Source organism: Bacillus seohaeanensis, from assembly GCF_042684945.1.
GTDB lineage: Bacteria > Bacillota > Bacilli > Bacillales > Bacillaceae_B > Rossellomorea > Rossellomorea seohaeanensis.
Window position 1 is genome coordinate 1,099,490 of sequence record NZ_JBHUMF010000031.1, and the last position, 25,948, is coordinate 1,125,437.

The following is a 25,948-nucleotide window of genomic DNA, read 5'->3' on the forward strand; positions in this document are numbered from 1 at the left end:
AAAGAGGCCCCGCCACCATGGGAAAATTATATCATAGCTTCCTTATTCTGTTTTCTTTCTTATTTTTTAACTTCTTCTCTCAATGCTCGACGAAGAATTTTACCTACATTTGTTTTAGGAAGCTCTTTCCTATACTCGATTACTTTCGGAACTTTATAAGGGGATAATCGTTCCTTACAGAATGTAATGATTTCCTCCTCTTTAGCACTTTTCCCTTCCTTAAGAACAATATAAGCTTTTACCGTCTCACCTCTATAAGAGTCAGGGATTCCGATAACTACCGCCTCCTGAACTGCAGGGTGCTCATATAATACTTCCTCAATATCACGCGGATAAATATTATAACCACTTGCAATGATCATGTCTTTTTTACGGTCTACTATGGAAACATAACCTTTTTCATCCACTTTGGCGATGTCCCCTGTATATAGCCAACCGTCTCTTAATGTAGTTGCTGTTTCTTCAAGGTTGTTCCAGTAACCTTTCATTACTTGAGGACCTCTTATAATCAACTCTCCCAATTGATTTGTTTCCACTTCTTCTGTCCCTGTTGCTACATCTACCACTTTATACTCTGTCCCAGGAAATCCAATCCCTACTGTTCCCGGTTTCCGGTCAGCAAAAGGAGGATTACAATGAGTAGTAGGTGAAGCTTCTGACAAACCATATCCTTCTAAAATTTTGGAACTGGTTTTTCTTTCGAACTCTTTTAATAATTCTACCGGCATTGGGGCACTTCCACTGTTGCATGTTCTGATACTATTAATACCGTATTCTTCTGCTTTAGGATGATTCGTAAGAGCAACATACATCGTTGGAACACCCGGAAATACAGTTGGTTGTTCTGTTTTGATTGTTGACAGAACTTCCTCAATATCAAAACGAGGGAGAAGTAGAATTGTATTTCCAGCATATATGGAAAGATTCATACATGATGTCATGCCAAACACATGGAAAAATGGGATAACAGAGAGGCAAATTTCTGCTCCTGGCACGAAATCATTTTTAAAGAATTCAAAGGTTTGAATAACATTACTAACCAAATTTCGGTGGGTTAGCATCGCACCTTTTGAGCGTCCTGTAGTGCCACCTGTGTATTGTAAAACTGCTATATCATTTTTGGGATCAATGTTGACGGGAGTAAATACTGGATCTGGGTTGGAAAGAAATTGTTTAAAGCTACTATCAGGTTCTGGTGGGGAAAACTCCTGTTGTAGACTTACAGTTATAACATTTTGGATATTTGTTTTGTCTTGAACACTTTTTAGCTTTGGATAAAGCGCATCTAATAGGATAATAGACTCTGAGCCAGAATCTCTTAATAAATACTGAAGTTCTCGTTCCACTAACATTGGGTTTACTTGTGTTACGATTCCACCTGCGAGTAAAATTCCGTAATAACTAATAACGTATTGCGGACAATTCGGAAGCATGATCGCAACTCGGTCTCCTTTTTGCACCCCCTTTTTCTGTAATGCGGCCGCAAAAACGACGGCACTCTGATAAAGCTCTTGGTAGGAGAGTGTGTAGTCATAGAAACGTACTGCCTTTTTCTCTGGAAACTGTTTCGCCGAGTCTTTTAGAAAGTCTGCTAATGAGATATTAGGAATGTCTAAGTCATGCGTGTAACCTTCTGGATATTCAGCCAACCATTGATTCTTACTCATTAACTATACTCCCCCTTATACATGTAGTAGTAGGAACCTTTTCCTTACATTGCATGTGAGCCACCATCAACAACTACTACTTCTCCAGTAATAAAATCAGCTGCCCCTGATGCAAGAAAAACAGCAACACCTTTTAAATCCGATTCTCCTCCAAACCTGCGTAATGGCGTTCTTTTTAAAAAGTATTCCTTTCCATGCTCCATTACTTCCTTCGACATTTTTGTTGGAAAAAATCCTGGTGCAATTGCATTAACATTAATATTATGACGTCCCCATTTCACTGCTAAATCTTTTGTGAACGTAAGGACTGCACCTTTACTCGTGTTATAGCCGATAGTATTCATATATTCAGGGTCAGTGCCGCCAAGACCAGCAACGGATGCTATATTAATAATTTTGCCACCTTGTTGCTTTATCATCACTTTTCCGACTTCCTGACTGAAGAGAAAAGTTCCCGTAATATTTACATTTATAACCTTTTGCCAAGCTTGAAGAGGCATTTCCTCTACAGGGGCCCCCCATGTAGCTCCACTATTATTTACTAAAATATCAATACGACCATATTTTTCTACCGTTTGTTCTACCACATGTTTTACTTGATCAGGATCTGTAATATCACATGCAAAAGCGCTAGCATTTACACCTTTTTCTCTTAAACTAGCAGCAACTTCCTCACAATTTTCTAGTTTCCGAGAACATACAACGATATTTGCTACTCCAGCCTCTGAAAATCCTTCCGCCATTTGTTCCCCTAAACCTCTACCACCGCCTGTGATAATCGCTGTTTTTCCTTGTAAATTAAATAATTGATTAATATGCAATTTCTTCCCTCCCTTATAACTTTTGAAGTGTTGATTCATACTCTTTTAATTCAAGTCTAGCCAATTGCCTGCGATGAACTTCATCTGGCCCATCTGCAAGTCGTAATGTTCTTGAATTTGCCCACAATGCAGCAAGTGGAATATCGCCACTTACTCCAGCAGCACCAAAACCTTGAATAGCACGATCGATTACTTTTAATGCCATATTAGGTGCAACTACTTTTATCATAGCAATTTCCTTCTTCGCTACTTTATTTCCGACAGTGTCCATCATATATGCAGCCTTTAATGTAAGTAACCTTGCCTGCTCAATTTCAATTCTAGAGTCAGCGATCCACTCTTGAATTACCCCTTGCTGTGCTAATGCTTTTCCAAAGGCAACCCGGTTTTGAACACGCTTACATAATTCCTCAAGAGCTCGTTCCGCTGCTCCAATTAGTCGCATGCAATGATGAATTCTTCCTGGTCCAAGTCTACCTTGTGCAATTGCAAAACCTTTTCCTTCTCCCCAGATAATGTTTTCTGCAGGCACTCGAACATTGTCAAAACTAATCTCTGCATGACCGTGTGGAGCATGATCATAACCGAATACACTTAACATTCTTTCTATCTTCACTCCAGGTGTATCCAAAGGTACTAAAATCATTGATTGTTGTTCATGCTTTGGTGCATTAGGATCATTTTTCCCCATAACAATTGCTATTTTACAACGAGGATCTCCTGCACCCGATGACCACCATTTTGTACCATTAACTATATATTCATCACCATCTCTAACTATACTAGCTTGTACATTAGTCGCATCTGATGACGCTACATCCGGTTCTGTCATGGAAAAACAAGAACGAATTTCTCCATTCAATAAAGGCAACAACCACTTTCTCTTTTGCTCTTCTGTGCCGTATCGAACAAGCACTTCCATATTCCCAGTATCCGGTGCATTGCAGTTAAATACTTCCGGCGCTATCAAAGAACGTCCCATTATTTCACAAAGAGGTGCATATTCTAGGTTGGTAAGACCTGCGCCATAGTCACTTTTAGGTAAAAAAAGATTCCACAAATCCTCTTTTTTTGCCTTTTCCTTTAGCGACTCTACAATTTCAGGAACAACAGACCATCTTGAAGGCTGTGCACTTAATTGTTCCTCATACCTTTTTTCATTTGGGTAGACATGCTCATCCATAAATCGGGTTAATTGGGATCTTAACCCTTCTACTTTTTCCGAATAAGAAAAGTTCATTCTATTACCTCCTCTTTTTATTTACTAACCGGTTGGTATGTAGCACATTTACATCATAAACTCTCTGTGTGAAATTTTCAAGTAATTTTCATAAAATTCTAAATCTACAAACTAATAAAAAGACCCTTATCCCGCTTCATCTATCTTACAAAAATTCCAGACATACATAGGGCAAATCATTTTAACTTTAAAATTCTAATAGTAATGTTGTCCACAAATACCTTCCTTGTATAAAAAATGATCCTGTAAACAATTGTTTACAGGATCATTTTTTTATTTAGCATATTCTACAGCTCTTGTTTCACGGATAACCGTTACTTTTATATGACCTGGATAATCTAATTCTTCTTCAATTCGTTTACGAATATCCCTCGCTAGACGATGTGATTCTAAATCGTCAATAGCTTCTGGTCTAACCATAATACGAACTTCCCGTCCTGCTTGGATAGCAAAAGATTTTTCTACTCCTTCATAGGATTCGGAAATATCTTCTAGCTTTTCAAGACGACGGATATAGTTTTCTAACGTTTCACTTCTGGCACCTGGTCTTGCTGCTGATAGTGCATCTGCAGCAGCGACTAGAACCGATAAAATGGACGTTGGTTCTGTATCTCCATGGTGAGAGGCAATACTATTGATTACAACTGGGTGTTCCTTGTACTTAGTAGCCAATTCTACACCAATCTCAACGTGACTGCCTTCTACTTCATGGTCAATGGCCTTACCAATATCATGCAGTAAACCAGCACGACGAGCAAGTGTTTCATCTTCCCCCAATTCAGCCGCTAACAACCCGGATAAATAGGCAACTTCCATCGAATGTTTTAGTACGTTCTGACCGTAGCTTGTACGGTATTTTAATCGTCCTAATATTTTTATTAAATCCGGATGGAGCCCGTGAACTCCCACTTCAAATGTAGTTTGTTCACCAATTTCACGAATATGTTCATCTACTTCACGGCGGGATTTATCCACCATTTCTTCAATACGTGCAGGATGAATACGTCCGTCCTGAACTAACTTTTCTAATGCAATTCGAGCCGTTTCTCGTCGAATTGGATCAAAACCAGATAAAATAACTGCCTCTGGTGTATCATCAATGATAAGATCTATTCCTGTTAACGTCTCTAAAGTACGGATATTACGCCCTTCTCGCCCAATGATACGCCCTTTCATTTCATCATTTGGCAGATTGACAACTGAGACTGTTGTTTCAGCAACATGTTCCGCTGCACAACGTTGAATTGCAAGAGAAAGAATATCTTTTGCTTTCTTATCCGCATCTTCTTTTGCACGTGTTTCGTGCTCTCTCACCATCAACGCAATATCATGGGAAAGCTCGTTTTCAACGCGTTCAAGAATGATTGTTTTCGCTTCATCACGAGTTAGGCCCGAGACTCGTTCAAGTTCAGATTGCTGTTTTTGTACCATCTCGTCCACTTTGCTTTCCATCTCTTCAATATGTTGTTGTCTTTCGTTGAGAGTATCCTCTTTTCTTTCAAGTAAAGATTCACGTTTATTAAGCGATTCATCTTTTCGATCGAGGTTCTCTTCTTTTTGCATTAAACGGTTTTCTTGTTTTTGCAATTCATTCCTTCGTTCACGTAAGTCATTTTCCATATCAGTACGAAGCTTATGATTTTCGTCCTTCGCTTCTAACAGTGCTTCCTTCTTCAGAGCATCCGCCTGGCGCTTAGCATCTTCTAATATCTGCTCTGCAGAACCTTTAGCACCTGCAATTTTTGCCTCAGCTATGGACTTACGAATAAAGTATCCAACAACTACACCGACGATTAGGCCAAGCAAAATGAAGATGATTGTAATGGGTTCCATCATTTCACCTCCTCTTGCTATGAACTTTCAAAATGTCTTTTTACATGTCGGCTTGTACATTGTTCCGTAAGAATTCAATATACAGCGCGCTAGGCTTTCAAATATTTCATTCGAAAAAATTTGTAAAATATACATGTTAATTTTAAATCTCTGAAAATTCATTGTCAAGGGGTTGGGCATGATAAGACTGGATTTCTCTGTGTTTTCTAGTGGAAAATTCACATTCGACAGAATATGACACCGACAAAAAAAGAGAGAAACAAACTTATATAGTAAGATTTGTTTCTCTCTTAATAGATTAGTCTTCTAATAAACTCTTTTCTCCGTCGTCGCTTGTTTCAGCACGACCAGTATCAAGTCCGTAATGTTCACGGATTTTATACATAATCTCTGAACGTACTTCTGGATTTTCTTTTAAGAATTGCTTCGCATTTTCACGTCCCTGACCAAGACGTTCTTCATTGTAAGAATACCACGCACCGCTTTTCTGAACGATATCTAGCTCAGAACCTAGGTCGACAATTTCTCCTTCTTTCGAAATTCCTTGTCCGTACATAATATCTACTTCCGCTACACGGAATGGCGGAGCAACTTTATTCTTAACAACCTTAATTTTCGTTTTATTACCGACGATATCATTACCTTGCTTCAATGCTTCGGCACGGCGTACTTCTAAACGGACTGACGAGTAAAACTTCAATGCGCGCCCGCCTGGAGTCGTTTCAGGATTTCCAAACATAACCCCAACTTTCTCACGAATCTGGTTGATAAAGATAGCAATTGTTTTTGATTTATTAATAGCACCTGATAATTTACGCAGTGCTTGTGACATCAAGCGCGCTTGAAGACCTACGTGAGCATCTCCCATTTCGCCTTCAATCTCAGCCTTTGGTACAAGTGCAGCTACGGAGTCAACAACAATAGCATCTACTGCACCGCTTCGTACAAGAGCTTCAGCAATTTCGAGTGCCTGCTCACCTGTATCTGGTTGTGAAAGTAATAACTCATCTATGTTAACACCAAGTTTTTGAGCATATTCAGGATCGAGCGCATGTTCAGCATCGATAAAGGCTGCTTGACCACCTTGAGCTTGTACTTCTGCAATGGCATGAAGTGCTACAGTCGTTTTACCGGATGATTCAGGACCATACACTTCAATAATTCTTCCACGTGGGTAGCCTCCAACTCCAAGAGCTGCATCTAATGCTAAAGATCCACTTGGGACTGTTACAACGTTTCTATCCGTTTTTTCACCAAGCTTCATAACGGATCCTTTTCCGAATTGTTTTTCAATTTGTTTAAGAGCCATATCTAAGGCTGCTTTACGATCGCTCACTAATATTTCCTCCTTCAAAATAGAAATAAGGACAAACTAATATCTTGTCTCATATCCAACCTATCTATACTATAAACGTTTTTATTATAGAAAACAAGCAAATAATCGAACGTTCATTCGGTTTTTTTACACTCAGTTTCTTCCCGATTTGCATTTTTCTTCTAGGAGAAAAATAATAAATTCAAGGAGCTTTTTTCTAAATAAGCAATTTCTAGTAGTTATCTGAATTTTATATTCACAAACAAAAAACTCCCTCGTAAAAAGGGAGCTTTTTGAAGCAATTTACTTGCTAAGTTCTTTAATAAGATAGAACCAGCCATATTTTACCGCTCTATTTCTATTCGCATTTCTGCCTCCAGCTAAGTTTAATTGGAAGGCCTTTGTTTTTTGATTAGCTCTTGAGATTCCAATCCATACGGTACCAGCTGGTTTACCATTGGCAGGACCAGGACCAGCCACTCCAGTAAAACTAATTCCTATATCAGTAGAGAACATTTTACGGACATTATCTGCAAGCTCTAACGCACATTCTTCACTTACTGCTGTATATTTTTGCAAAGTAGTTTCCTTTACAGATAGAATATTTTGTTTTATCTCATCTTGATAACAAACTACTCCTCCACTTAACACCGAGCTTGCGCCTGAAAAAGCAGTAATTTGAGATTGGAATAACCCTCCAGTCAAACTCTCAGCACTGGAAATAGTTACGCCCTGCTCTTTTAATAAACGAAAGCCAACTTCCATTAACGATGTATCATCATACCCATAGAAATATTCGCCAACAATATTTTTAATTTCTTCTTCAACCTTGTCTAACATCTCATTTGCAATTGCTTTCGAATCATGCTTTGCGGTAAGCCTTAATGTAACCTCCCCATCCGAAGCGAGGGGTGCTACCGTTGGGTTCGATTGTGCATCAATAATATGCATTATTTCTGTTTCAAGCTGCGCTTCCCCAATCCCAAAAAATCTTAACACTCTCGAATGAATCGTTTCTGTTTTCTTTAACGATTTTAACAGTGCAGCACAACCATACTTACGAAACATTGGTTCCATTTCAAAAGGAGGTCCAGGAAGTAGCATATAATAGTTATTTTCTGTTTTAAGGAACATTCCAGGAGCCATCCCATATTCATTTTTTAAAACGGTAGAGGATTCCAATACAAGTGCCTGTTTTTCGTTATTAGCAGTCATGACCCTATTTGTTTTACTAAAATATTCTTTAATGGAAACAAGAGCTTCATTATCTAAAACAAGGTTTCTATTTAACTTTTTAGCAATTGTTTCTTTTGTTAAATCATCTTTTGTCGGACCAAGCCCGCCTGTAAATATAATTAAATCCGCTCTTTTCTCTGCTATGGAGATCGCTTCTTCCAGCCGGGAATTATTATCTCCCACTACAGTATGAAAAAAGACATTCACACCTATTTCGGCTAATTGTTCTGATATAAATTTTGCATTTGTATTAACAATTTGTCCAAGTAAAAGTTCTGAGCCCACGGCAATAATTTCTGCGTTCATTTTCTTTCCCCCATTTCTTCTAAAAAGAAAAGCTAACCCATAGATAATGTTCACTTTTGGGTCAGCTTTTACTAATAGTATACAATTTTCATATCCTACTTGGAATTTATAAATACTTTACGACCTTTATAGAAGTAATCCCAACCTGACCATATAGTAAAAATCATTGCTATCCACAACGCAATAGTAGCAAATGGGAATGAGATCGCTTCAAAAATTATATTGTGTAAAAGCAATGCAGAAATAGCCACAATTTGCGCCCATGTTTTCACCTTACCAAGCATATTGGCTGCAACTACTTCCCCTTCTCCCGCTAATACAAGGCGAAGACCTGTTACAGCAAACTCTCTGCTGATAATGATGATAACAATCCACGAAGGAGCTAAGCCCAACTCAACGAGCACAATAAGAGCTGCTGAAACTAATAACTTGTCCGCAAGCGGATCTAAAAACTTCCCAAGATTTGTAACAAGATCCAGTTTTCGAGCATAATAGCCATCAATCCAATCCGTTGTAGAGGCAATTATAAAAATTAGTCCCCCTACAAAGTGTTGTATAGGCATCGCCGCTCCAAGAAACGTCATGTCTCCCCAGTTAAAAGGAACGAGCATAATAATTAAAAAGATTGGAATTAAAAAAATCCTTGATACTGTAATTTTATTAGGTAAATTCACCTTACAACCTCCAATAATCCAATCCGAACAATAAACATTATTATTGTTCGGATGATGGTGCATATTCAATAACAATGTCTTGGCGTACAAATTCTGTTGCAGATATCTGATATTCTAGTAGTTGTTCATTTACTTTAATATCTGTGTTCGCAGCATTGCCTACGATAATATAAGCTAAGCTATCATCCGAGAGATCCGCCGTCTGTTTTTGTCCATCTTTCAATAAACCAGCAAAAAGTTTCTCATCTTTCGAATTATATATCTCAACCCAAGTGTCTCCTTTAGCGGAAATGTCGAGTTGAAATTCATTCGCATTCTTTAATTCATAAGTAGTCTTTTTACCAGCTGTTTCGACTGACTGCAGTGATTGCTCAGAAGCTTTTTCCTCTTTCTCTTTCTCGTCATCTTCTTTCGCTTCACTATTTTCATCTTTCATATCTTCTGTTGATTTTTCTTCTTCCTTTTTCTCTTGTTCCTCTTTAGCAGTCTCTTCCTCTGCCTTAGAAGCCTGCTCTTTATTTTCATCAATTGTTACTTCCTGCTCCGTTCCGTTGTTACTACCTTCATTATTATCAGCACCTACTTTATTTTGAACAAAGTACCATACAAACACCAAGGCACCAATAACAAATAAAATAACAAGCAACATCGGAACAAAGTTTAAAACTTTTGAAGAGTTTTCGGACACAGTCTTTCTTGTTTGAACACGTGAAAGCTGCTCTGGTAATTCTTCATTAATAGTCGTAGGGATTTCCTCTTGATATTCTTCAAATATTTCTTCAGTGGGAAGATCCACTGCCTCACAATACTGTTTTATAAATGCTCTTACATAAAATTTACCCGGCATCATATCATAATTACCTTCTTCAATGCCGACTAAATAACGTTTTTGAATCTTTGTAACTCTTTGCAAATCATCTAGGCTATACCCTTTCGCTTCACGAGCATCTTTTAAACGATTTCCTAGTTCAGTCAATGATTAACACCTGCCAATATTAAAAATCAAAGCCTCCAAAATCAGAATTTTGGAAAAGGTTGTTGTTTTCAACAAGTTCATATGTAATTTCTTCATCAGGATTATTTCTAAGTTCGATAATATAATCGAAATCATTTAAGGTGTATTCAGAGTTTTGTACAAATACATCAGGGTGTTCGATTACCTTAACCGCAGAAAGTCTCATTATTTCCCTAACTAACTGCCAATGTCTTTCACTAGCACGACGCGTCGACACAATCCCATCAATAATAAAGATGTTTTCCGCGGAATATTCATCTTCAATTAGCTTGCTTCTTATTGTTTGTTTTAACAAAGTAGAAGAAACAAACAGCCACTTTTTGTTGGCACAGACACTTGAAGCAACCACTGATTCTGTTTTCCCTACCCTAGGCATTCCACGAATACCAACAAGCTTATGTCCTTCCTGTTTAAAAAGTTCTGCCATAAAGTCAACAAGCAGACCCAATTCATCACGAACGAAACGGAAAGTTTTTTTATCATCTGCATCTCGCTGAATGTAGCGACCATGTCGAACAGCTAAACGGTCTCTTAATTTTGGTTCTCTAAGCTTTGTTATGTTTATCGTATCCATTGTTTGCAATATAGATTCAAGTCTTATTATTTGTTCATCATTATTAGCAAGAAGAAGCATCCCTCGTCTACCCTGATTGACCCCATTAATTGTTACAATGTTGATAGACAACATTCCTAATAAAGAAGAAATGTCACCTAACAGACCAGGACGGTTTTTTTGAATTTCATATTCTAAATACCATTCTGTGCGATCCATAGGTTCCCTCCTAAAACTTCTTATATTACTTATTCTAAAAAATGAATTTAGTTGTCTCCTTCATTGAAACGTCTAGATATTATAATATATGATTTCTACACAATAGAAAAGGAAAACCTACAGAATTATGTATAAAATTTATTTTTTGACTAACTATTCAATTTAAATTGTATTATTTAGAATTATCTATTTTTACTGTTGATAATAATGAAAGATAAATGTACATTTTTGTATAAAAAAAGAGAGGAATGACTCCCCTCTTTATTTTGTACCGTTATTTTTCACAAGCTTTACCATCATGTTAGCGATAGAATGTTGTTCTTCAGGAGAAGCAACGGACCATAAGTCTGCAAGAACTCTTTCTTGCTCATTTTTTGGTTCTACTTGCTCTGACAAGTATCCACCGATTTGGTAAGCTAAGTCGGAAACTACATTGTTATCCATTCCCTCTTGACTAGCATGATTTAAACGATCACCTAAAAAGTTTTTCCAATCTTCCCAGTTATCAAGTACAGACATGTTTGTTACCTCCTTAATTGAAATACAATGTTAGTTTGTATCGTAAAGGTAAAAATATTCGTTACGTAAAAATTAAATTTTTGTCAATCTATCATGTCCTAGACAATAGGATATAAAAGCCTTTTCAGGAGGGTATATAAAGAAAGACAACTCACTACACTAAGTTGCATACACTTTTGCAACCTCTATTATGTATACCAGCCACCATTAACAGCTAATACTTGCCCTGTTATATAAGACGCTTCGTCGGAGAGCAAAAAACGGATAGCTGAAGCAATTTCTTCACTATTTGCAAGTCTCCCCATTGGTATATCTTCTTTCACATCTTCTAACTCCTCTTCCGTAAAACTATTTAACATACCTGTGTTAACAGCCCCTGGTGCAATTGCATTAATTCTTACTCCATTTCTTGCGATCTCTTTACTGAAGGATTTGACAAAAGATAATTGTGCCCCTTTCACTGTAGAGTATAATACTTCACATGCCGCACCGGTTTGTCCCCAGATACTGCTTACAATCACTATTTTCCCTCGTGCACGTATTAATTTTTCTAATAACTTTTGGATAATAATCATTGGACTCTTGACATGTATATTCCATAGGTCGTCCATATCACTCTCTGAATGATCTTGAAATAATCCCCATTTTGAAACGCCACTAGCATGAACTACTGCATCAATTCCAAATATAGATTCTGTGAGTTGATTTGCCCCCGCTGCACCTGTTAAATCTGCCTGTATTGGAATGACTTCAACAGGATAGTTTGAGAGTTCTTTTACAAGATCATCCATTTCTTTCTTATTTATATAATAATGAAGATATAAATTCCATCCGTTTCTTGCTAAAAGCTCTGCAGTTTTTCTACCGATACCTCCAGAAGCACCGGTAATCAATGCGAATTTCGCCAATTTTATCACCTCTATTTTTGTACAAAAAACAGAGGCTGACTTATCATGCCTTGCTCCCTCCCTTTAACCGCTTATTAGTACTCGTACAATAAAGTACATCATCAGTCAGAGAGGTGCACCGCACTTTTTAGTCAACCCCTAATGGTAACTATCATGAAGATTTCGGAACAACTTGACAAACCGTTAGTCGTTTTTGATCAATGATTCTGTCTGCCACACCTTGAATATCAGAGAAAGTTAATGTTTCCAAGGTTGGAACGACTTCAAATAAATCCATGTCATTAAATGCATACCGAGTAAATTGATTTGCAATAAACTCAGGAGAATTAATAGCTCGTAGAAATGAGCCAATTTTTTTCTTCTTTGCTCTTTCTAGTCCTTCTTCTGTAAATAACTCACCATTCTTCGCCTTCAAAAGTATCTCTTCTACTCTTGCAGCTAGTTCATCTGGTTTTTCTGTGTCACCGCCGATGGAAGCAAACCCAAAACCTTTTTCTTGCGTATAATCATAACTAAATGTTTCATCAATAAGACCTTCGTTATACATATCAAAATAGTGTTTGGAACTTTTTCCGAATAATAAATCTAATAATACGTTCATAGATAGCTCTTGTTTTAACATTTCACTTCCTTGTTGATGAGGATCAGGAGCTTTTAACCCCACCAAACATTTTGGTGATTGAACGTTCATTTTTAATACTTGTTTCTTCTCTGCTACTTCTTCCGGCTCATCTTCAAATTTCCGCTCAATTTCTGGCATTTTTTCATAATCTTTGCTGTCTTGATTTGTTCTTACTTGATCCATTACTTTTTCTGGCTCAACCGCACCAACAATGAATAATACCATATTACTTGGGTGATAGAACGTATGGTAACATTGATAAAGCATGTCTTTTGTAATAGGTGTGATTGATTCGATTGTGCCAGCAATGTCGATTTTCACTGGGTGATTTTTATACATATTTTGTATGACACCAAAATATAATCTCCAGTCTGGATTATCATCGTACATTGTAATTTCTTGTCCGATAATTCCTTTTTCCTTCTCTACTGTTTTTTCCGTAAAATATGGAGCCTGCACAAAATCAATTAGTGTTTCCAAGTTCTTTTCTACATCAGAGGTGCTAGAAAATAAATAAGCTGTACGGGTAAAAGATGTAAATGCGTTCGCAGATGCACCTTGTCGACTGAATTGCTGGAATACATCCTCATGTTCTTTTTCAAATAATTTATGTTCTAAAAAGTGGGCAATTCCGTCCGGGACTTTGACAAAGTCCTTTTCCCCTACTGGGACAAAGTGATTATCAATCGAACCATACTTTGTCGTGAACGTAGCGTACGTTTTGTTAAATCCTTTTTTGGGAAGTATATACACATCTAATCCGTTAGACATTTTTTCATAATATAAGTCTTCTTGTAGCTGCTCGAAGGAAATCTTCTTCATTGTCTATCCCTCCATTCCTGTCAAAAAATAAATCGTATCTGTTTCAACTTTTTGGGCGACTTTCACAATTTCATCTTTAGAAATAGTTTCAATGCTATTTAGCCATTGTGCTAAGTCAATTGTTTGACCGGATATAGCATTATGATATAACACTTCGATTAACCCTCTTGATGTATCAACCGTTTCAAGAAGTTGATTACGGATAACCGCTTTTGTTTGTTCTATTTCTGCATCAGAAAAGTCACCATTTTTCATCGCTTGCAACTGCTCTTTAATGATTGTGACTGCTTGTTCAAAATTTTTAAAATCTATTCCGGACATTACCATCATTAACCCTTTATGACTTTCGAGTCTGCTCGCTGCATAGTAAGCTAGGCTTGCTTTTTCCCGTACATTAATGAAAAGTTTAGAATGAGAAAAACCACCAAAAATACCATTAAAAACTTGGAGAGCAAAATAATCTTCATCACCATAAACCGTGTTTGTACGGTAACCTATATTAAGTTTTCCTTGCTTTACATCTTGTTTTTCAATCACTTCATTCTCTTTATTAACAGAAGAATTGGATTTTTCAGCTGTTCGTGCTGTCCTTTCATTTAAAACGAAGTGCTGGTCACAAAATGCTTCCACTTCCGAAACATCTACATCACCAATGACGTATAAATCAAATTGGTCTTCATTAATAGCCTTTTTATAAAACTGATATAATTCTTTAGAGCTTATTTCATCTACTTTATCCGCCTTCCCATTTGCATGGAGAGCATACGGTTCGCCTTTACACATTTCTTCAATCAGCCTTGAGTTGGCATAACGCATTTTGTCATCATAAACGGCTTGAATTCTAGACTTTTGATTATGCTTTTCTTTTTCTACTGTTTGATTATGAAATTGATCACTTTCTACATTTGGATTAAAAACAACATCTGATAAAAACTGTAACCCTTTATTCAAAAGTGGTTCCGAGTCTTTTAAAAACTTTTCATTCGCAATTTCAACAGAAAAATTTGTAACATGATATTCTCCTTTTTTACCAAGGTCTACAAAAAAATTCGCCCCGTATAGCTCGTCTAAATAGGAACGTAGCTCGGTTGTTGTCGGCAAATTTTTCGTACTACTTTGCAACACGTATGGAAGCAAACCTCTTAATGTAATGGTCTCTTCTTCCAAAGGTGCTTTCATTTTCAATACTAAAGTATTCGTTTTATATTTCTCAGTTTGGACGATATGTAACGTATAGCCTTGTTTCTGTTTTATTACCTCATTAATGCTTGTCATGTTCCGTCCTCCTTTATATCGGGCTTAACTTTTAATATATCCTAATAAATTACAGAGTATCAGATATATTTTACGACGTTTCCATTTAACTATACATGTTGAGACGAAGGAATTTCAAGCATCTTCCTCTATTGGAAATTACAACTTGAATTAAACATTATATGCAAAATTGCGATGACTATGATTACGGTATATTAAAATACTATTCAAATAAAATATAGACAAAAAAATAGAACAAGCTCTCGGCCTGCTCTGTTTTTTCTGTTTAAGTTCAGTGGCTAGCTCACTGTGAAAAAGAGGATTTCCCTCTAAAGGCAAAATGCGCCTTTTGAGGGGAACCCCTATTTTCTTCACGAGCTTATCGAGCCACTTCCGCTTTTCTTTTTGTCTAGCTACAGTGGCTAGCTCGCTGTGAAAAAGAAGATTCCTCTCTAAAGGCAAAATGCGCCTTTCGAGGGAAATCCCTATTTTCTTCACGAGCTTATCGAGCCACTTCCGCTTTTCTTTTTGTCTAGCTACAGTGGCTAGCTCGCTGTGAAAAAGAGGATTCCCCTCTAAAGGCAAAATGCGCCTTTCGAGGGAAATCCCTATTTTCTTCACGAGCTTATCGAGCCACTTCCGCTTTTCTTTTTACCTAGTTCCTTTGATGTACGGGGTTCCTGATGCTTTAGGTGCATCAGCACGTCCGATAAATCCTGTTAAAGCTAGTATTGTTAATACGTATGGAGCAATTAACAAGTAGACGCTTGGTATGTTTTCAAGAAATGGCAAGCTGTTTCCGATAATACTTATACTTTGAGCAAATCCGAAGAAAAGAGCTGCTCCCATTGTACCAAGTGGGTGCCATTTCCCGAAAATAAGTGCTGCAAGTGCCATGAATCCTTGGCCGCTGATCGTTGCATGGCCAAAGTCGGAAGAAATGGACTGTGCATATACTCCTCCACCAATTCCCGCTAACGCACCTGACAAGATAACACCGATATAGCGCATTTTTGTAACGTTAATCCCCATCGTGTCTGCCGCCATTGGGTGTTCCCCTACTGAACGAAGACGGAGACCGAATGGGGTTTTATACATTACGTACCATATAATAAAGGATACTAAAATAGCTACAAACGGCGGCCAATACGTATTGGAGAAAAAGATTTCTCCTATTATAGGGATATCACTCAATAGTGGAATGTCCACTTTCCCAAAGCTTTCTTGAATAATATCTGTTTGGCCTTTTCCGTAAATACGTTTTACTAGGAACAGTGCTGCACCAACAGCTAGTAAGTTGATTGCTACACCTGATACAACTTGGTCTGCTCGAAAAGTAATAGAAGCAACCGCGTGTAGTACGGATAAGAGTGCACCAATAATCATCGCTACAACTAACGCTACCCAGGGTGTAGCTCCTCCTAAAGTATCGGCATAGGCAAGGTTAAACACAATACTAGAAAATGCACCAATTACCATTAACCCTTCCAAACCAATATTAACTACACCAGATTTTTCAGAAAATGCACCGCCTAAAGCTGTGAAAATAAGTGGTGATGCCCAAAGTAACGTTGATGGAATAATAATCGTTAAAATATCCATTAAGCCCACTTATTTCACCCCCTTTTTACTCATTCGCTGAATGATCCAGCGAATCATATAACTTGAAGCAACAAAGAATATAATTAATGCAATAATAATATCAACAAGTTCGTTTGGAATATTTGCCTCGAGTGGCATATTTAATGCTCCAACCTTTAAACCACCAAATAATAGTGCAGCTAATATGACACCGATTGCTGCATTTCCGCCTAATAAAGCGACTGCGATACCATCAAATCCTACACCAGTAAATCCACCCTTAATGGATGCATAACCAAATGTCCCTAATCCTTCCATTGCACCGGCCAAACCTGCAAAAGCACCAGAAATGACCATGGACAGAATGATATTCCCGTTAACATTCATTCCTGCATATTGCGATGCATCCTGATTGAAACCTACAGAACGAAGCTCATACCCTCTTGTCGTTTTTTCAAGAATAAACCACATAAGAAAAGCACATAGCAAGGCAACAAGTATTCCCCAATGTAACCTAGAATAATCTGTTAGACCTTGTAAGAAAGGTGATGCAAACGAAGCAGAGTCAGCAATATTTTCTGTTCTGTCACTTCCATCGGATAATACATCTTGAATAATAGCATTTGCCACATGAAGTGCTACATAGTTCATCATTATTGTGACAATTACTTCATGAACCCTGTACTTTGCTTTTAACAGACCTGGAATAAAGCCCCAAAGAGCTCCTGCTGCTGCAGCTGCAATAATCGCAAGAGGCAAATGAATTATTTTTGGAAGGTCAAATGAAATACCAACCCATACCGCTGCAAGCCAGCCTACAATTAACTGACCTTCAACACCAATATTGAATAGACCTGTCCGAAAAGCAAAAGCAACTGCTAAACCTGCCAAAATATAAGGTGTAACTTGACGAACTGTTTCCCCCATATAATATACTTCACCAAATATTCCATTCCACAATGCTGTATACCCGGCAACAGGATCATAACCGCTTACAAGCATGATTATCGTTCCGACGACGACACCTAGTACTACAGAAATCACCGGAATTAATATATTAGATAAACGATTAGACATCAGCTCATTTCACCTGCCTTTTTTTGTTTTGAGCCAGCCATTAACAAACCAAGCTCCTGTTCCGTTGTTTCTTTCGGATTGACAATATCAATTATCTGTCCTTCATAAATAACGGCAATCCGATCACTAACATTCATTATTTCTTCTAATTCAAAAGAAAGTAATAATACCGCCTTTCCGTTATCTCGTTGTTCAATAAGACGTTTATGAATAAATTCAATTGCTCCAACGTCAAGTCCACGGGTTGGTTGTGCAGCAATAAGCAAATCTGGATCACGATCCACTTCTCTTCCGATAATAGCCTTTTGCTGATTCCCACCTGATAGAGCACGAGCTAACGTATATTCAGAAGGAGTTCGCACATCAAACTCAGAAATTAGTTTTTTAGCCTTTTTATAAATATTTTTATAGTTTAATATACCGCTTTTTGAAAATGGTTTTTGGTAATACGTTTGCAACACCATATTCTCCCCAATTGGAAAATCCAAAACGAGTCCATGTTTATGTCTATCTTGTGGAATATGCCCAACACCTGACTCTGTAATTTTTCTAGGCTTCCTATTATGAATTTCTTTTCCATTTAACATAATAGAGCCACTTTCTGTTTTCATTAGACCCGTGATTGCCTCTATTAATTCGCTTTGACCGTTACCATCAACACCCGCTATCCCGACAATCTCTCCTGCACGAACATTTAGATTCAAGCCTTTTACTACTGGAACGCCACGATTGTCTTTTATAAATAAATTACTCACCTTTAGTACATCCGCTTGTGGGGATGCTTCACTTTTTTCGGTTTTAAACGTAACTTCCCTACCGACCATTAAATTTGCTAGTTCTATAGGATTGGTGTCTTTAACATCTACTGTCCCGATACCTTTTCCTTTTCGAATCACTGTAACTCTATCACAAACTTCCATGATTTCTTTTAGTTTGTGCGTAATTAGAATAATGGACTTTCCTTCTTTTATAAGCGTCTTCATAATCTGAATAAGTTCATGAATTTCTTGTGGTGTAAGTACTGCAGTAGGTTCATCAAAAATTAGGATCTCTGCTCCGCGGTACAATGTTTTTAGGATTTCCACACGCTGCTGCATTCCCACAGAAATATCGGAAATCTTAGCAGTAGGATCCACTTTCAAATTATATCTTTCAGAGATTTCGCGAATCTCTTTCTCTGCCTTTTTAATATCTACTCTTCCAGCAGTTTTTGGTTCTTTCCCTAAAATAATATTTTCGGTAACAGTAAACGTATCAACAAGCATAAAATGTTGATGAACCATTCCTATTCCCAAATCATTAGCTATATTAGGGTTTGTAATATTCACCTTATTACCATTCACTTTGATCTCACCTTGCTCAGGCTGATAAAGACCAAAAAGAACGTTCATTAAGGTAGATTTACCAGCTCCATTCTCTCCAAGAAGTGCATGAATTTCACCTTTTTTGAGCTGGAGGGTTATATTATCATTTGCTACGATGCCTGGAAATTCTTTTCGAATATTCAACATCTCAATTACATAATCCATTATTCCTCACTCCTTGCAAATGTCAGTTATCCCCAGTAGTTAGAGGTCAGACCTTAATATTTTTAAAAAATAGGGGGATAACCCCTAAGGTAAAACCTTAAATGAAAAGCGGAATTTAATGATTCTACTCTTCAGTTAAGATTTTAAAAAGGGGATAAGGGGCAGCTAAATTAGCCTGCTTATCCCCTTTTACATTTACTATTATTGTACAGAGAAAGTTTCTAACTCTTTGTGAGTTCCAGGAACTGTAAGTTCACCATTTTTAATTTTTTCTTTGAACTCATCAACTTTAGCCAAAACTTCATCTTTATTTGCAAGATCTTCATTTAAAGGTGCAAGCCCCACACCATCTTCAGCAAGGCCATAAGTAGTTACTTCTCCACCAGGGAAGTTTCCTTCTTTTGCTTTTGTTGTTAAATCCACTACTGCGTTATCAACACGTTTTAATGCAGAAGTAAGAACAACATTTTTCTCTTCACCATCAATCTCTACAATACCTTCAGCTGTTTGATCAGAGTCAACTCCGATTGCCCAGATTTCACGAGATGGATCTTTTGCCTTCAAGTCACGAGCTTCTTTGAAAAGTCCATTTCCAGTACCACCTGCAGCATGGAAAACGATATCTGCTCCGGAAGAATACATTTTAGAGGAAATTGTTTGACCAAGTTCTGCTTTGTCAAAAGCACCAGCATATTGAGAATCAACTTTTGCATCAGGGTTTACCGCCTTAACGCCTGCTAGAAAACCAGCCTCAAAACGCTCAATTACTTCACTTTCCATTCCACCGATAAATCCGATTTTATTTGTTTTAGTAGCTAGACCTGCTGCAACACCTGCTAGGAAGGATGCTTCTTGCTCCTTAAACATAATGCTCGCAACGTTTGGTTGGTCTACAACTGAATCAACAATAGCGAAGTGAGCATCCTTTTGTTGTTTTGCAATATCAGTCATAGCTTCTTGCATCATATAACCAATTCCATATATTAAATCAAAGTCTTGACGTACTAATGTATTTAAGTTTGTTGCATAGTCAGCATCTGATTGAGATTGAAGATAATTGAAACCATCATTACCTTTTTCCAATCCGTTTTCTTCACCATACGCTTGTAGCCCTACCCATGCTGATTGGTTAAAGGACTTATCATCTACCCCACCAACATCTGTTACCATTGCAACAGTGAATTGATCTTCTTTGCCTTTATCACCTGATGTATCTTCTTTGTCATCACTTGCACCACATGCACCTAAAATTGTTCCTGCTGCTAGTACTAGTGATAAAGCTAAACCGTATTTACGCTTTTTCAACTCGAGGACCCCCTATTAATGTAATAAATTAGTAGAAAGAAAGTTACCAAATTTGCCTACACACGTTTTCGTAAAACATGAAAACTGAATTTGTCTGATTTAAAATAGTTCATTGAGTAAAGAATTGGCTCGTCCATCTCATCATAGTGCATTTGCTTCAAACAGAGTAAAGCGGTTTCAGGTTCACATTCAAGGATAGGCGAAATTTTATCATGATAGCCTAACGGTTCAATCTGTGCAACCGCATAGGTAATTCTTCTATTTCCCTGTGTTTCGAGAACGTGAAAAATCGAATTATCCTCATGATTAAAATCCCTCGGAAGCACTTTTATAGGAAGTTTATCAATACAGTAAACGACCGGTTCGCCATTTGCTGTTCTTACTCTCTCTATCGTGATAATTTCTTCTTCCTCGTGACAAGTAAATCTTTTACTATCTTCTTCCGTAGGTTCTTGAGTCGTTGAACTTAAAAATATTGTTCCAGGCTCCATCCCTGCTTGAAGTATCATATTAGTGACACTGTTTAATTGCTCAATACCTGATTCGAAAACAGGTTTTGCATTCACAAATGTCCCAACACCATGTCGACGGATAATGACACCATCTTCTTCAAGAATTCGTAAAGCCTCCCTTAAGGTCGCTCTACTTACCCCTAATTGCTTGGAAAGGTCAAATTCAGAAGGAAGTTTCTCTTTTTCTTTAAAAACTCCCGCTTCCATGTCCTTCTTCAATCGATCAATAACTTGTAAGTATAAATGTCGATTGTCTGTTTTTATTGTCATAGAACCACCACCAATTTCCCTCAAGACATCAGACCTCTGATGTATATCTTTCCTACTAATCGAAAATACTATAACACTTTTTAAATCATAAATAAATAGAAATGTGTGATTTTGTCTAAGAAACTCAAAAAAGGTAATTTTCAAACAATTAAATTGTGATTTTATAGGTAATTTCCCTTACGATAATCCGCTTTCATGTTAAAATATCCCTACTTTTTAAATGAAACAATACGCTTCCTTTTCCTTTTTTATAATTTTATAACAATTTTATTACAAAAGAAATCGCTTTCAATAGTATATCACATTAGTGGATAACTACCAATAGCCTATTCTCATTACCAGATATAACGGAGAAAAAATAATGTTTATCTTTCTTTCTAGTAAATATAACCTAAAAGAAAAGGGTACTTAGCTTGATCTATCCCAACATTTGACCTTGCAGGGTTAGACATTAAAATCAAAAGAAAGAGGCTGGGACATAACTAAAGTACTATCCCCTAAAGACGAACAATGTCAGGTTAAATTGTTTAGTAATCACTGTTACACACCGCTGTTGATTTCCGTGTCAAGACTTCGCTTTCCGCGGGCGGTCGGTGAGCCTCCTCATCGCTGCGCTCTTGCGGGGTCTCACCTGTTCCGCTTTTCCCGCAGGAGTCTTCGTCTTGCACTCCAATCAACAGCTAGAACAAGTTAAAAAGAACAACAAGTTTTATGAAGACTTATAAAAAAAACGAACTAATTCGCCTTCAAATGAAAGAATTAGTTCGTTTTTTTATTCACCTAGAGCACATTTGTCCCAGCCTCTTTCTTGATTATGAACTTTGCTCTTCAGTAGGTTTCCCAATTAGGACGGTTCTTGGTTTACTACCCTCATAAGGACCTACAACACCTCTTACCTCCATTTCATCAATAAGTCTAGCAGCCCTCGTATATCCAATCCTAAATCTTCTTTGAAGCATTGAGACAGAAGCAGTTTGCATTTCAGCAATCAGCTGAACGGCATCTTCGTATAAGTCATCCTCTACCTCTTTTCTAGATTGTTGATCTGGTTCATCATCAGGAATCATTTCTTCTTGATATTGAGCCTGTTGTTGAGAAATAACAAAATCTACTACCTCTTCTACTTCTTCATCAGATAAAAATGCTCCCTGTACTCTTGTCGGTTTTGATGCACCGACAGGCGTGAACAGCATGTCTCCCCGTCCAAGTAGTTTCTCCGCCCCACCAGAATCAAGGATTGTTCTAGAATCTGTTTGTGAGGAAACAGCAAATGCAATACGAGAAGGAATATTTGCTTTAATGACACCAGTTATTACATCTACTGATGGTCGTTGGGTAGCAATGATTAGATGAATACCTGCTGCACGTGCCATTTGAGCAAGTCTTGTTATCGCATCTTCTACATCATTTGATGCCACCATCATTAAATCTGCTAACTCATCTACAATTACAACAATGTAAGGTAGTAATGGCTGCTTTTCATCATTTTCGAGATTTTGCTTTTTTACATAATCATTATAGCCTTCGATATTTCTTGTTCCTGTATGGGAGAACAGTTCGTAGCGTCTTTCCATCTCACTGACAACTTTTTTCAATGCCTGTGACGCTTTTTTTGCATCTGTGACGACAGGTGCCAACAAGTGAGGAACACCATTATAAACGTTTAATTCTACCATTTTAGGGTCAATCATCATTAGTTTTACTTCATGAGGTTTTGCTTTCATTAAGATACTTGTAATAATACCGTTGATACAAACACTTTTCCCGCTTCCTGTCGCTCCGGCAACAAGCAGATGGGGCATTTTATTTAACTCTGCTAGTACTGCCTCTCCAGTAATATCTCTACCTAGTCCAATTTGCAGCTTAGATTCTGGATTATTATTTTCTTTTGATTCTAATACCTCTCGTAACGATACCATTGCCACTTCCGAGTTAGGAACCTCAATACCTATTGCTGACTTTCCAGGTATCGGTGCTTCGATACGAATATCTTTTGCAGCTAATGCTAATGCGAGGTCATCGCTTAAATTAACAATACGACTAACTTTCACACCGACATCTGGATGTACTTCATACTTCGTTACCGCTGGACCCAGATGGACTTGCGTTACTTTTGCTTTCACCCCGAAGCTTTGAAAAGTTCTTTCTAATTTCGCCGCATTTGCATGTATTAACTGGTACTCGTTACTTTGATCTGTTTGACGCGGTCTTGTCAGTAAACTAATTGGTGGAAGCGTATAATCTTTATTTTCCACTTCTGTAAACGTAATCGGTGGTACTGCATCCTCTTCCTCTTTTTTAGCATTATTTTGATCACTGCTTTCATTTTCCTTATTAGGTACAGCTTGATGCACTTCAAGTGTTTCTGTATTTACTTCATTATGTTCTGGATAAGCTCGTTCAGCAAAATTGCTAATAATTGGTTCTGTTTTTTCATCCTCTAATTCTGCTTCTGCTTCCACCTGTTGCTCTTGATTAGTTAGAGCCTTTTTAGCTTGGACTTCTTCTTTCTGTTTTCTTTTTTCCTCTTTCTTATTTTGCTTTTCTTCTTTCCACTCTTTCATATCGTCTTTAAATGCCGCCCATTGCTCGTTAAAGAAAATACCAATTTTATTTCCAACCTTGCCCAGGAGTTCACCGAACGATTTGCCTGTAACAAGGATCAATCCAATCAAGATAAAGGTAAAACTTAAAATTTTCGCTCCTTCTGATTCAAACAGAAAAAAGGACACAGCAAAAAGAATTGCACCTACTATACCCCCACCAAGATCGGAAGTACTCGTTTCCCCTTTAATATCCATCCAATAAAGGTCCCATGTATTTTTTATTACACTCGGATTTTCAAATGCACCATTATTAGATAATAAATCAAATAATTTCACATGACTCAATAATAAAAAACTAGCAATAATTATGTAAATCCCAATAAGTCGTCTTGTAAATACAATAGGCATTTTTCTTTTAATCATTAAGTATCCTGCTATATACAACATACCTAGTAGTGCTGTTATATACCATTCTCCTAGGAAAAAACGGTAAAAATAAACAATTCCTTTTCCTACAGCTCCTAGCTCAATAATAGATATTAAACTTAACGCTATCAGAATCATACCTATTATTTCGTATTTGATTGTTTGTTTTACTTTGGAAGAAGTTGATTTTTTTCTACTTCTCTTTTTTTTCTTTGCCAATATGTTCACCTAAATTCTACTGAAGTCTTTCTTTATCTCACATTAACGGGCAGTAATATCCCCACCTCAAGGCTTAAAGGAAGCGGAGAAGTATAGATGAGGATAACTGTCCGTAAACGTCCAATTGGTGAAATACAGTGAAACTTACCGATGCGTTTGCAAAGGTTTAGTTGAACCAATCGGGTTCGTACTGTCGGTTAAGTATCCGCTCGCTGACAAGCGGAGTTTTATCAACAGTAGAACAGGACTAACAATCAGTCGGGGATGGAAAGCCCCCATTGATTGAAATTTCACTTTATACCGAAGATGAAGAAAAGGGCTGACCCTATAGGTCAGTTCTGTATGCCTAAGGTGTCAGTCCCTTATAATAAAAACCTGCTTTAAAACAATAGTTTCCAGTATCATTATAGCATAAGCCATCTTCTATATGATAATCCAAATTCCGAATTAATTAAGAAATTGCCCTGGACTGATAGTGTCATCTAAAAAATGATTAGGATCACAGCTCATAATTCTTACTACCTTATACCCCTTTTCTACCTGTTGAACAAGCAAAGGTATGCCTTGCCAATCTACCACCTTCTGATTATCGAACTCACTCTGTTCCGTCGGAAATATTAAATCCTGTGGAACCGTTGTATAAAGGATCATTGAATCAACCCCTCTTGATGATTAGCCTTCTTCTCTTCAATTAACTCATTTAATTTTTTCAGTGCCTCCCCTACTCCTCCTACTCCATCTATTAATCCGTAACTAACCGCATCTTCTCCAACTACATTCGTTCCAATATCTCTTGTTAAATTTCCTTTTGCAAACATCAATTCTTTAAAATCCTCTTCTGCAACATTGGAATGTTTTGTAACAAAATTCACGACACGGTCTTGCATTTTATCAAGATATTCAAATGTTTGAGGAACTCCGATAACAAGTCCTGTTAGCCTAACTGGATGAATCGTCATCGTAGCTGTACTAGCAATAAGGGAGTAGTCACACGAAACAGCTATCGGTACTCCGATTGAATGCCCTCCACCAAGTACAATGGAAACGGTCGGCTTCGATAGAGATGTAATCATTTCAGATATGGCAAGTCCCGCTTCCACATCTCCTCCTACCGTATTTAGTACAACTAAAAGTCCTTCGATTTTAGGATTTTGTTCAATTGCAACTAGTTGAGGTATAACATGTTCGTATTTCGTCGTTTTATTTTGCGGTGGTAGCTGCATATGTCCTTCAATTTGTCCAACTATTGTTAAACAATGGATATTGGAATCATTAGAAAGCTGTGGAACGTTTGTTTGTCCCAACTGCTGTATTTTTTCCATTAATCCAGACGGTTTATCTTTGCCTGAATCATCGTTTTTATCTGGTTGCTCTGTCTTTTGTGTCATATTTACATTTTTCTGATCCATTTAATCCATCTCCTTTAAACAAATGATATTATTAGTATCTTTTAAAGGAGAAGATTTCATACTGATATAG

General features: G+C 37.4%; 21 protein-coding genes. All 21 read right to left on the reverse strand.

Going from position 1 to position 25,948, the window contains the following annotated elements:
- Positions 1 to 59: 59 nt before the first annotated feature.
- On the reverse strand, positions 60 to 1,667 hold the full coding sequence (locus tag ACFSUL_RS18615) for a long-chain-fatty-acid--CoA ligase (protein ID WP_377937381.1): 1,608 nt from the start codon (positions 1,665 to 1,667) through the stop codon (positions 60 to 62).
- A 44-nt stretch (positions 1,668 to 1,711) separates the two neighbouring features.
- Positions 1,712 to 2,488 carry an SDR family oxidoreductase gene (locus ACFSUL_RS18620; RefSeq protein WP_071412751.1) on the reverse strand — a complete coding sequence of 259 codons (777 nt, stop codon included), beginning with the start codon at positions 2,486 to 2,488 and terminating at the stop codon, positions 1,712 to 1,714.
- Between the two features lie 13 nt (positions 2,489 to 2,501).
- Positions 2,502 to 3,728 carry an acyl-CoA dehydrogenase gene (locus ACFSUL_RS18625; protein ID WP_377937382.1) on the reverse strand — a complete coding sequence of 409 codons (1,227 nt, stop codon included), beginning with the start codon at positions 3,726 to 3,728 and terminating at the stop codon, positions 2,502 to 2,504.
- 273 nt (positions 3,729 to 4,001) lie between these two features.
- Positions 4,002 to 5,561, reverse strand: coding sequence for a ribonuclease Y (gene rny / locus ACFSUL_RS18630; protein ID WP_071412753.1), 1,560 nt, complete (start codon positions 5,559 to 5,561; stop codon positions 4,002 to 4,004).
- Positions 5,562 to 5,859: 298 nt separating this feature from the next.
- Positions 5,860 to 6,897: a recombinase RecA gene (gene recA, locus ACFSUL_RS18635; RefSeq protein ID WP_377937383.1), complete on the reverse strand. Its 1,038-nt coding sequence runs from the start codon at positions 6,895 to 6,897 to the stop codon at positions 5,860 to 5,862.
- Positions 6,898 to 7,179: 282 nt separating this feature from the next.
- Positions 7,180 to 8,418, reverse strand: coding sequence for a competence/damage-inducible protein A (locus ACFSUL_RS18640; RefSeq protein ID WP_377937384.1), 1,239 nt, complete (start codon positions 8,416 to 8,418; stop codon positions 7,180 to 7,182).
- A 95-nt stretch (positions 8,419 to 8,513) separates the two neighbouring features.
- Positions 8,514 to 9,092: a CDP-diacylglycerol--glycerol-3-phosphate 3-phosphatidyltransferase gene (gene pgsA, locus ACFSUL_RS18645; protein WP_377937385.1), complete on the reverse strand. Its 579-nt coding sequence runs from the start codon at positions 9,090 to 9,092 to the stop codon at positions 8,514 to 8,516.
- 40 nt (positions 9,093 to 9,132) lie between these two features.
- Positions 9,133 to 10,068: a helix-turn-helix domain-containing protein gene (locus ACFSUL_RS18650; RefSeq protein WP_377937386.1), complete on the reverse strand. Its 936-nt coding sequence runs from the start codon at positions 10,066 to 10,068 to the stop codon at positions 9,133 to 9,135.
- Positions 10,069 to 10,087: 19 nt separating this feature from the next.
- Positions 10,088 to 10,879 carry a DUF3388 domain-containing protein gene (locus ACFSUL_RS18655; RefSeq protein ID WP_377937387.1) on the reverse strand — a complete coding sequence of 264 codons (792 nt, stop codon included), beginning with the start codon at positions 10,877 to 10,879 and terminating at the stop codon, positions 10,088 to 10,090.
- Between the two features lie 261 nt (positions 10,880 to 11,140).
- A complete protein-coding gene (locus tag ACFSUL_RS18660; RefSeq protein ID WP_377937388.1) occupies positions 11,141 to 11,398 on the reverse strand; it encodes a DUF3243 domain-containing protein in 258 nt (85 codons plus the stop codon).
- Positions 11,399 to 11,586: 188 nt separating this feature from the next.
- Positions 11,587 to 12,306 (reverse strand): elongation factor P 5-aminopentanone reductase, encoded by a 720-nt coding sequence (gene ymfI / locus ACFSUL_RS18665; RefSeq protein ID WP_377937389.1) that lies wholly within the window; start codon positions 12,304 to 12,306, stop codon positions 11,587 to 11,589.
- A 151-nt stretch (positions 12,307 to 12,457) separates the two neighbouring features.
- Positions 12,458 to 13,750, reverse strand: coding sequence for an EF-P 5-aminopentanol modification-associated protein YfmH (yfmH, locus tag ACFSUL_RS18670; RefSeq protein ID WP_377937390.1), 1,293 nt, complete (start codon positions 13,748 to 13,750; stop codon positions 12,458 to 12,460).
- A gap of 3 nt (positions 13,751 to 13,753) precedes the next feature.
- Positions 13,754 to 15,025 (reverse strand): EF-P 5-aminopentanol modification-associated protein YfmF, encoded by a 1,272-nt coding sequence (gene yfmF / locus ACFSUL_RS18675; RefSeq protein ID WP_377937391.1) that lies wholly within the window; start codon positions 15,023 to 15,025, stop codon positions 13,754 to 13,756.
- 630 nt (positions 15,026 to 15,655) lie between these two features.
- Positions 15,656 to 16,615, reverse strand: coding sequence for an ABC transporter permease (locus ACFSUL_RS18680; RefSeq protein ID WP_377937392.1), 960 nt, complete (start codon positions 16,613 to 16,615; stop codon positions 15,656 to 15,658).
- Positions 16,616 to 17,662, reverse strand: coding sequence for an ABC transporter permease (locus ACFSUL_RS18685; protein ID WP_377937393.1), 1,047 nt, complete (start codon positions 17,660 to 17,662; stop codon positions 16,616 to 16,618).
- Positions 17,662 to 19,191, reverse strand: a complete 1,530-nt coding sequence (locus ACFSUL_RS18690) for an ABC transporter ATP-binding protein (protein WP_377937394.1) — start codon at positions 19,189 to 19,191, stop codon at positions 17,662 to 17,664. Before ACFSUL_RS18690 ends, ACFSUL_RS18685 begins: the two co-directional genes overlap by 1 nt.
- A 201-nt stretch (positions 19,192 to 19,392) precedes the next feature.
- Complete coding sequence (locus ACFSUL_RS18695; RefSeq protein ID WP_377937395.1) at positions 19,393 to 20,496, reverse strand: BMP family lipoprotein; 1,104 nt, start codon at positions 20,494 to 20,496, stop codon at positions 19,393 to 19,395.
- Between the two features lie 56 nt (positions 20,497 to 20,552).
- Entirely contained in the window at positions 20,553 to 21,278 is a 726-nt protein-coding gene (locus tag ACFSUL_RS18700) for a GntR family transcriptional regulator (RefSeq protein WP_377937396.1), read from the reverse strand.
- A gap of 812 nt (positions 21,279 to 22,090) precedes the next feature.
- Entirely contained in the window at positions 22,091 to 24,469 is a 2,379-nt protein-coding gene (locus ACFSUL_RS18705; RefSeq protein WP_377937397.1) for a DNA translocase FtsK, read from the reverse strand.
- Between the two features lie 447 nt (positions 24,470 to 24,916).
- Entirely contained in the window at positions 24,917 to 25,120 is a 204-nt protein-coding gene (locus tag ACFSUL_RS18710) for a YlzJ-like family protein (RefSeq protein WP_377937398.1), read from the reverse strand.
- Positions 25,117 to 25,878 carry a ClpP family protease gene (locus ACFSUL_RS18715; protein WP_377937399.1) on the reverse strand — a complete coding sequence of 254 codons (762 nt, stop codon included), beginning with the start codon at positions 25,876 to 25,878 and terminating at the stop codon, positions 25,117 to 25,119. The genes ACFSUL_RS18710 and ACFSUL_RS18715 overlap by 4 nt, the downstream gene beginning before the upstream one ends.
- Positions 25,879 to 25,948: the final 70 nt, after the last annotated feature.

What these genes read in the sequence shown, in the direction of transcription:
- ACFSUL_RS18615 (WP_377937381.1), bottom strand. Translation starts at nt 1,667, where the DNA reads ATGAGTAAGAATCAATGGTTGGCTGAATATCCAGAAGGTTACACGCAT.
- ACFSUL_RS18625 (WP_377937382.1), bottom strand. Translation starts at nt 3,728, where the DNA reads ATGAACTTTTCTTATTCGGAAAAAGTAGAAGGGTTAAGATCCCAATTA.
- rny (WP_071412753.1), bottom strand. Translation starts at nt 5,561, where the DNA reads ATGGAACCCATTACAATCATCTTCATTTTGCTTGGCCTAATCGTCGGT.
- ACFSUL_RS18640 (WP_377937384.1), bottom strand. Translation starts at nt 8,418, where the DNA reads ATGAACGCAGAAATTATTGCCGTGGGCTCAGAACTTTTACTTGGACAA.
- ACFSUL_RS18655 (WP_377937387.1), bottom strand. Translation starts at nt 10,879, where the DNA reads ATGGATCGCACAGAATGGTATTTAGAATATGAAATTCAAAAAAACCGT.
- ACFSUL_RS18660 (WP_377937388.1), bottom strand. Translation starts at nt 11,398, where the DNA reads ATGTCTGTACTTGATAACTGGGAAGATTGGAAAAACTTTTTAGGTGAT.
- yfmH (WP_377937390.1), bottom strand. Translation starts at nt 13,750, where the DNA reads ATGAAGAAGATTTCCTTCGAGCAGCTACAAGAAGACTTATATTATGAA.
- yfmF (WP_377937391.1), bottom strand. Translation starts at nt 15,025, where the DNA reads ATGACAAGCATTAATGAGGTAATAAAACAGAAACAAGGCTATACGTTA.
- ACFSUL_RS18685 (WP_377937393.1), bottom strand. Translation starts at nt 17,662, where the DNA reads ATGTCTAATCGTTTATCTAATATATTAATTCCGGTGATTTCTGTAGTA.
- ACFSUL_RS18690 (WP_377937394.1), bottom strand. Translation starts at nt 19,191, where the DNA reads ATGGATTATGTAATTGAGATGTTGAATATTCGAAAAGAATTTCCAGGC.
- ACFSUL_RS18700 (WP_377937396.1), bottom strand. Translation starts at nt 21,278, where the DNA reads ATGACAATAAAAACAGACAATCGACATTTATACTTACAAGTTATTGAT.
- ACFSUL_RS18710 (WP_377937398.1), bottom strand. Translation starts at nt 25,120, where the DNA reads ATGATCCTTTATACAACGGTTCCACAGGATTTAATATTTCCGACGGAA.
- ACFSUL_RS18715 (WP_377937399.1), bottom strand. Translation starts at nt 25,878, where the DNA reads ATGGATCAGAAAAATGTAAATATGACACAAAAGACAGAGCAACCAGAT.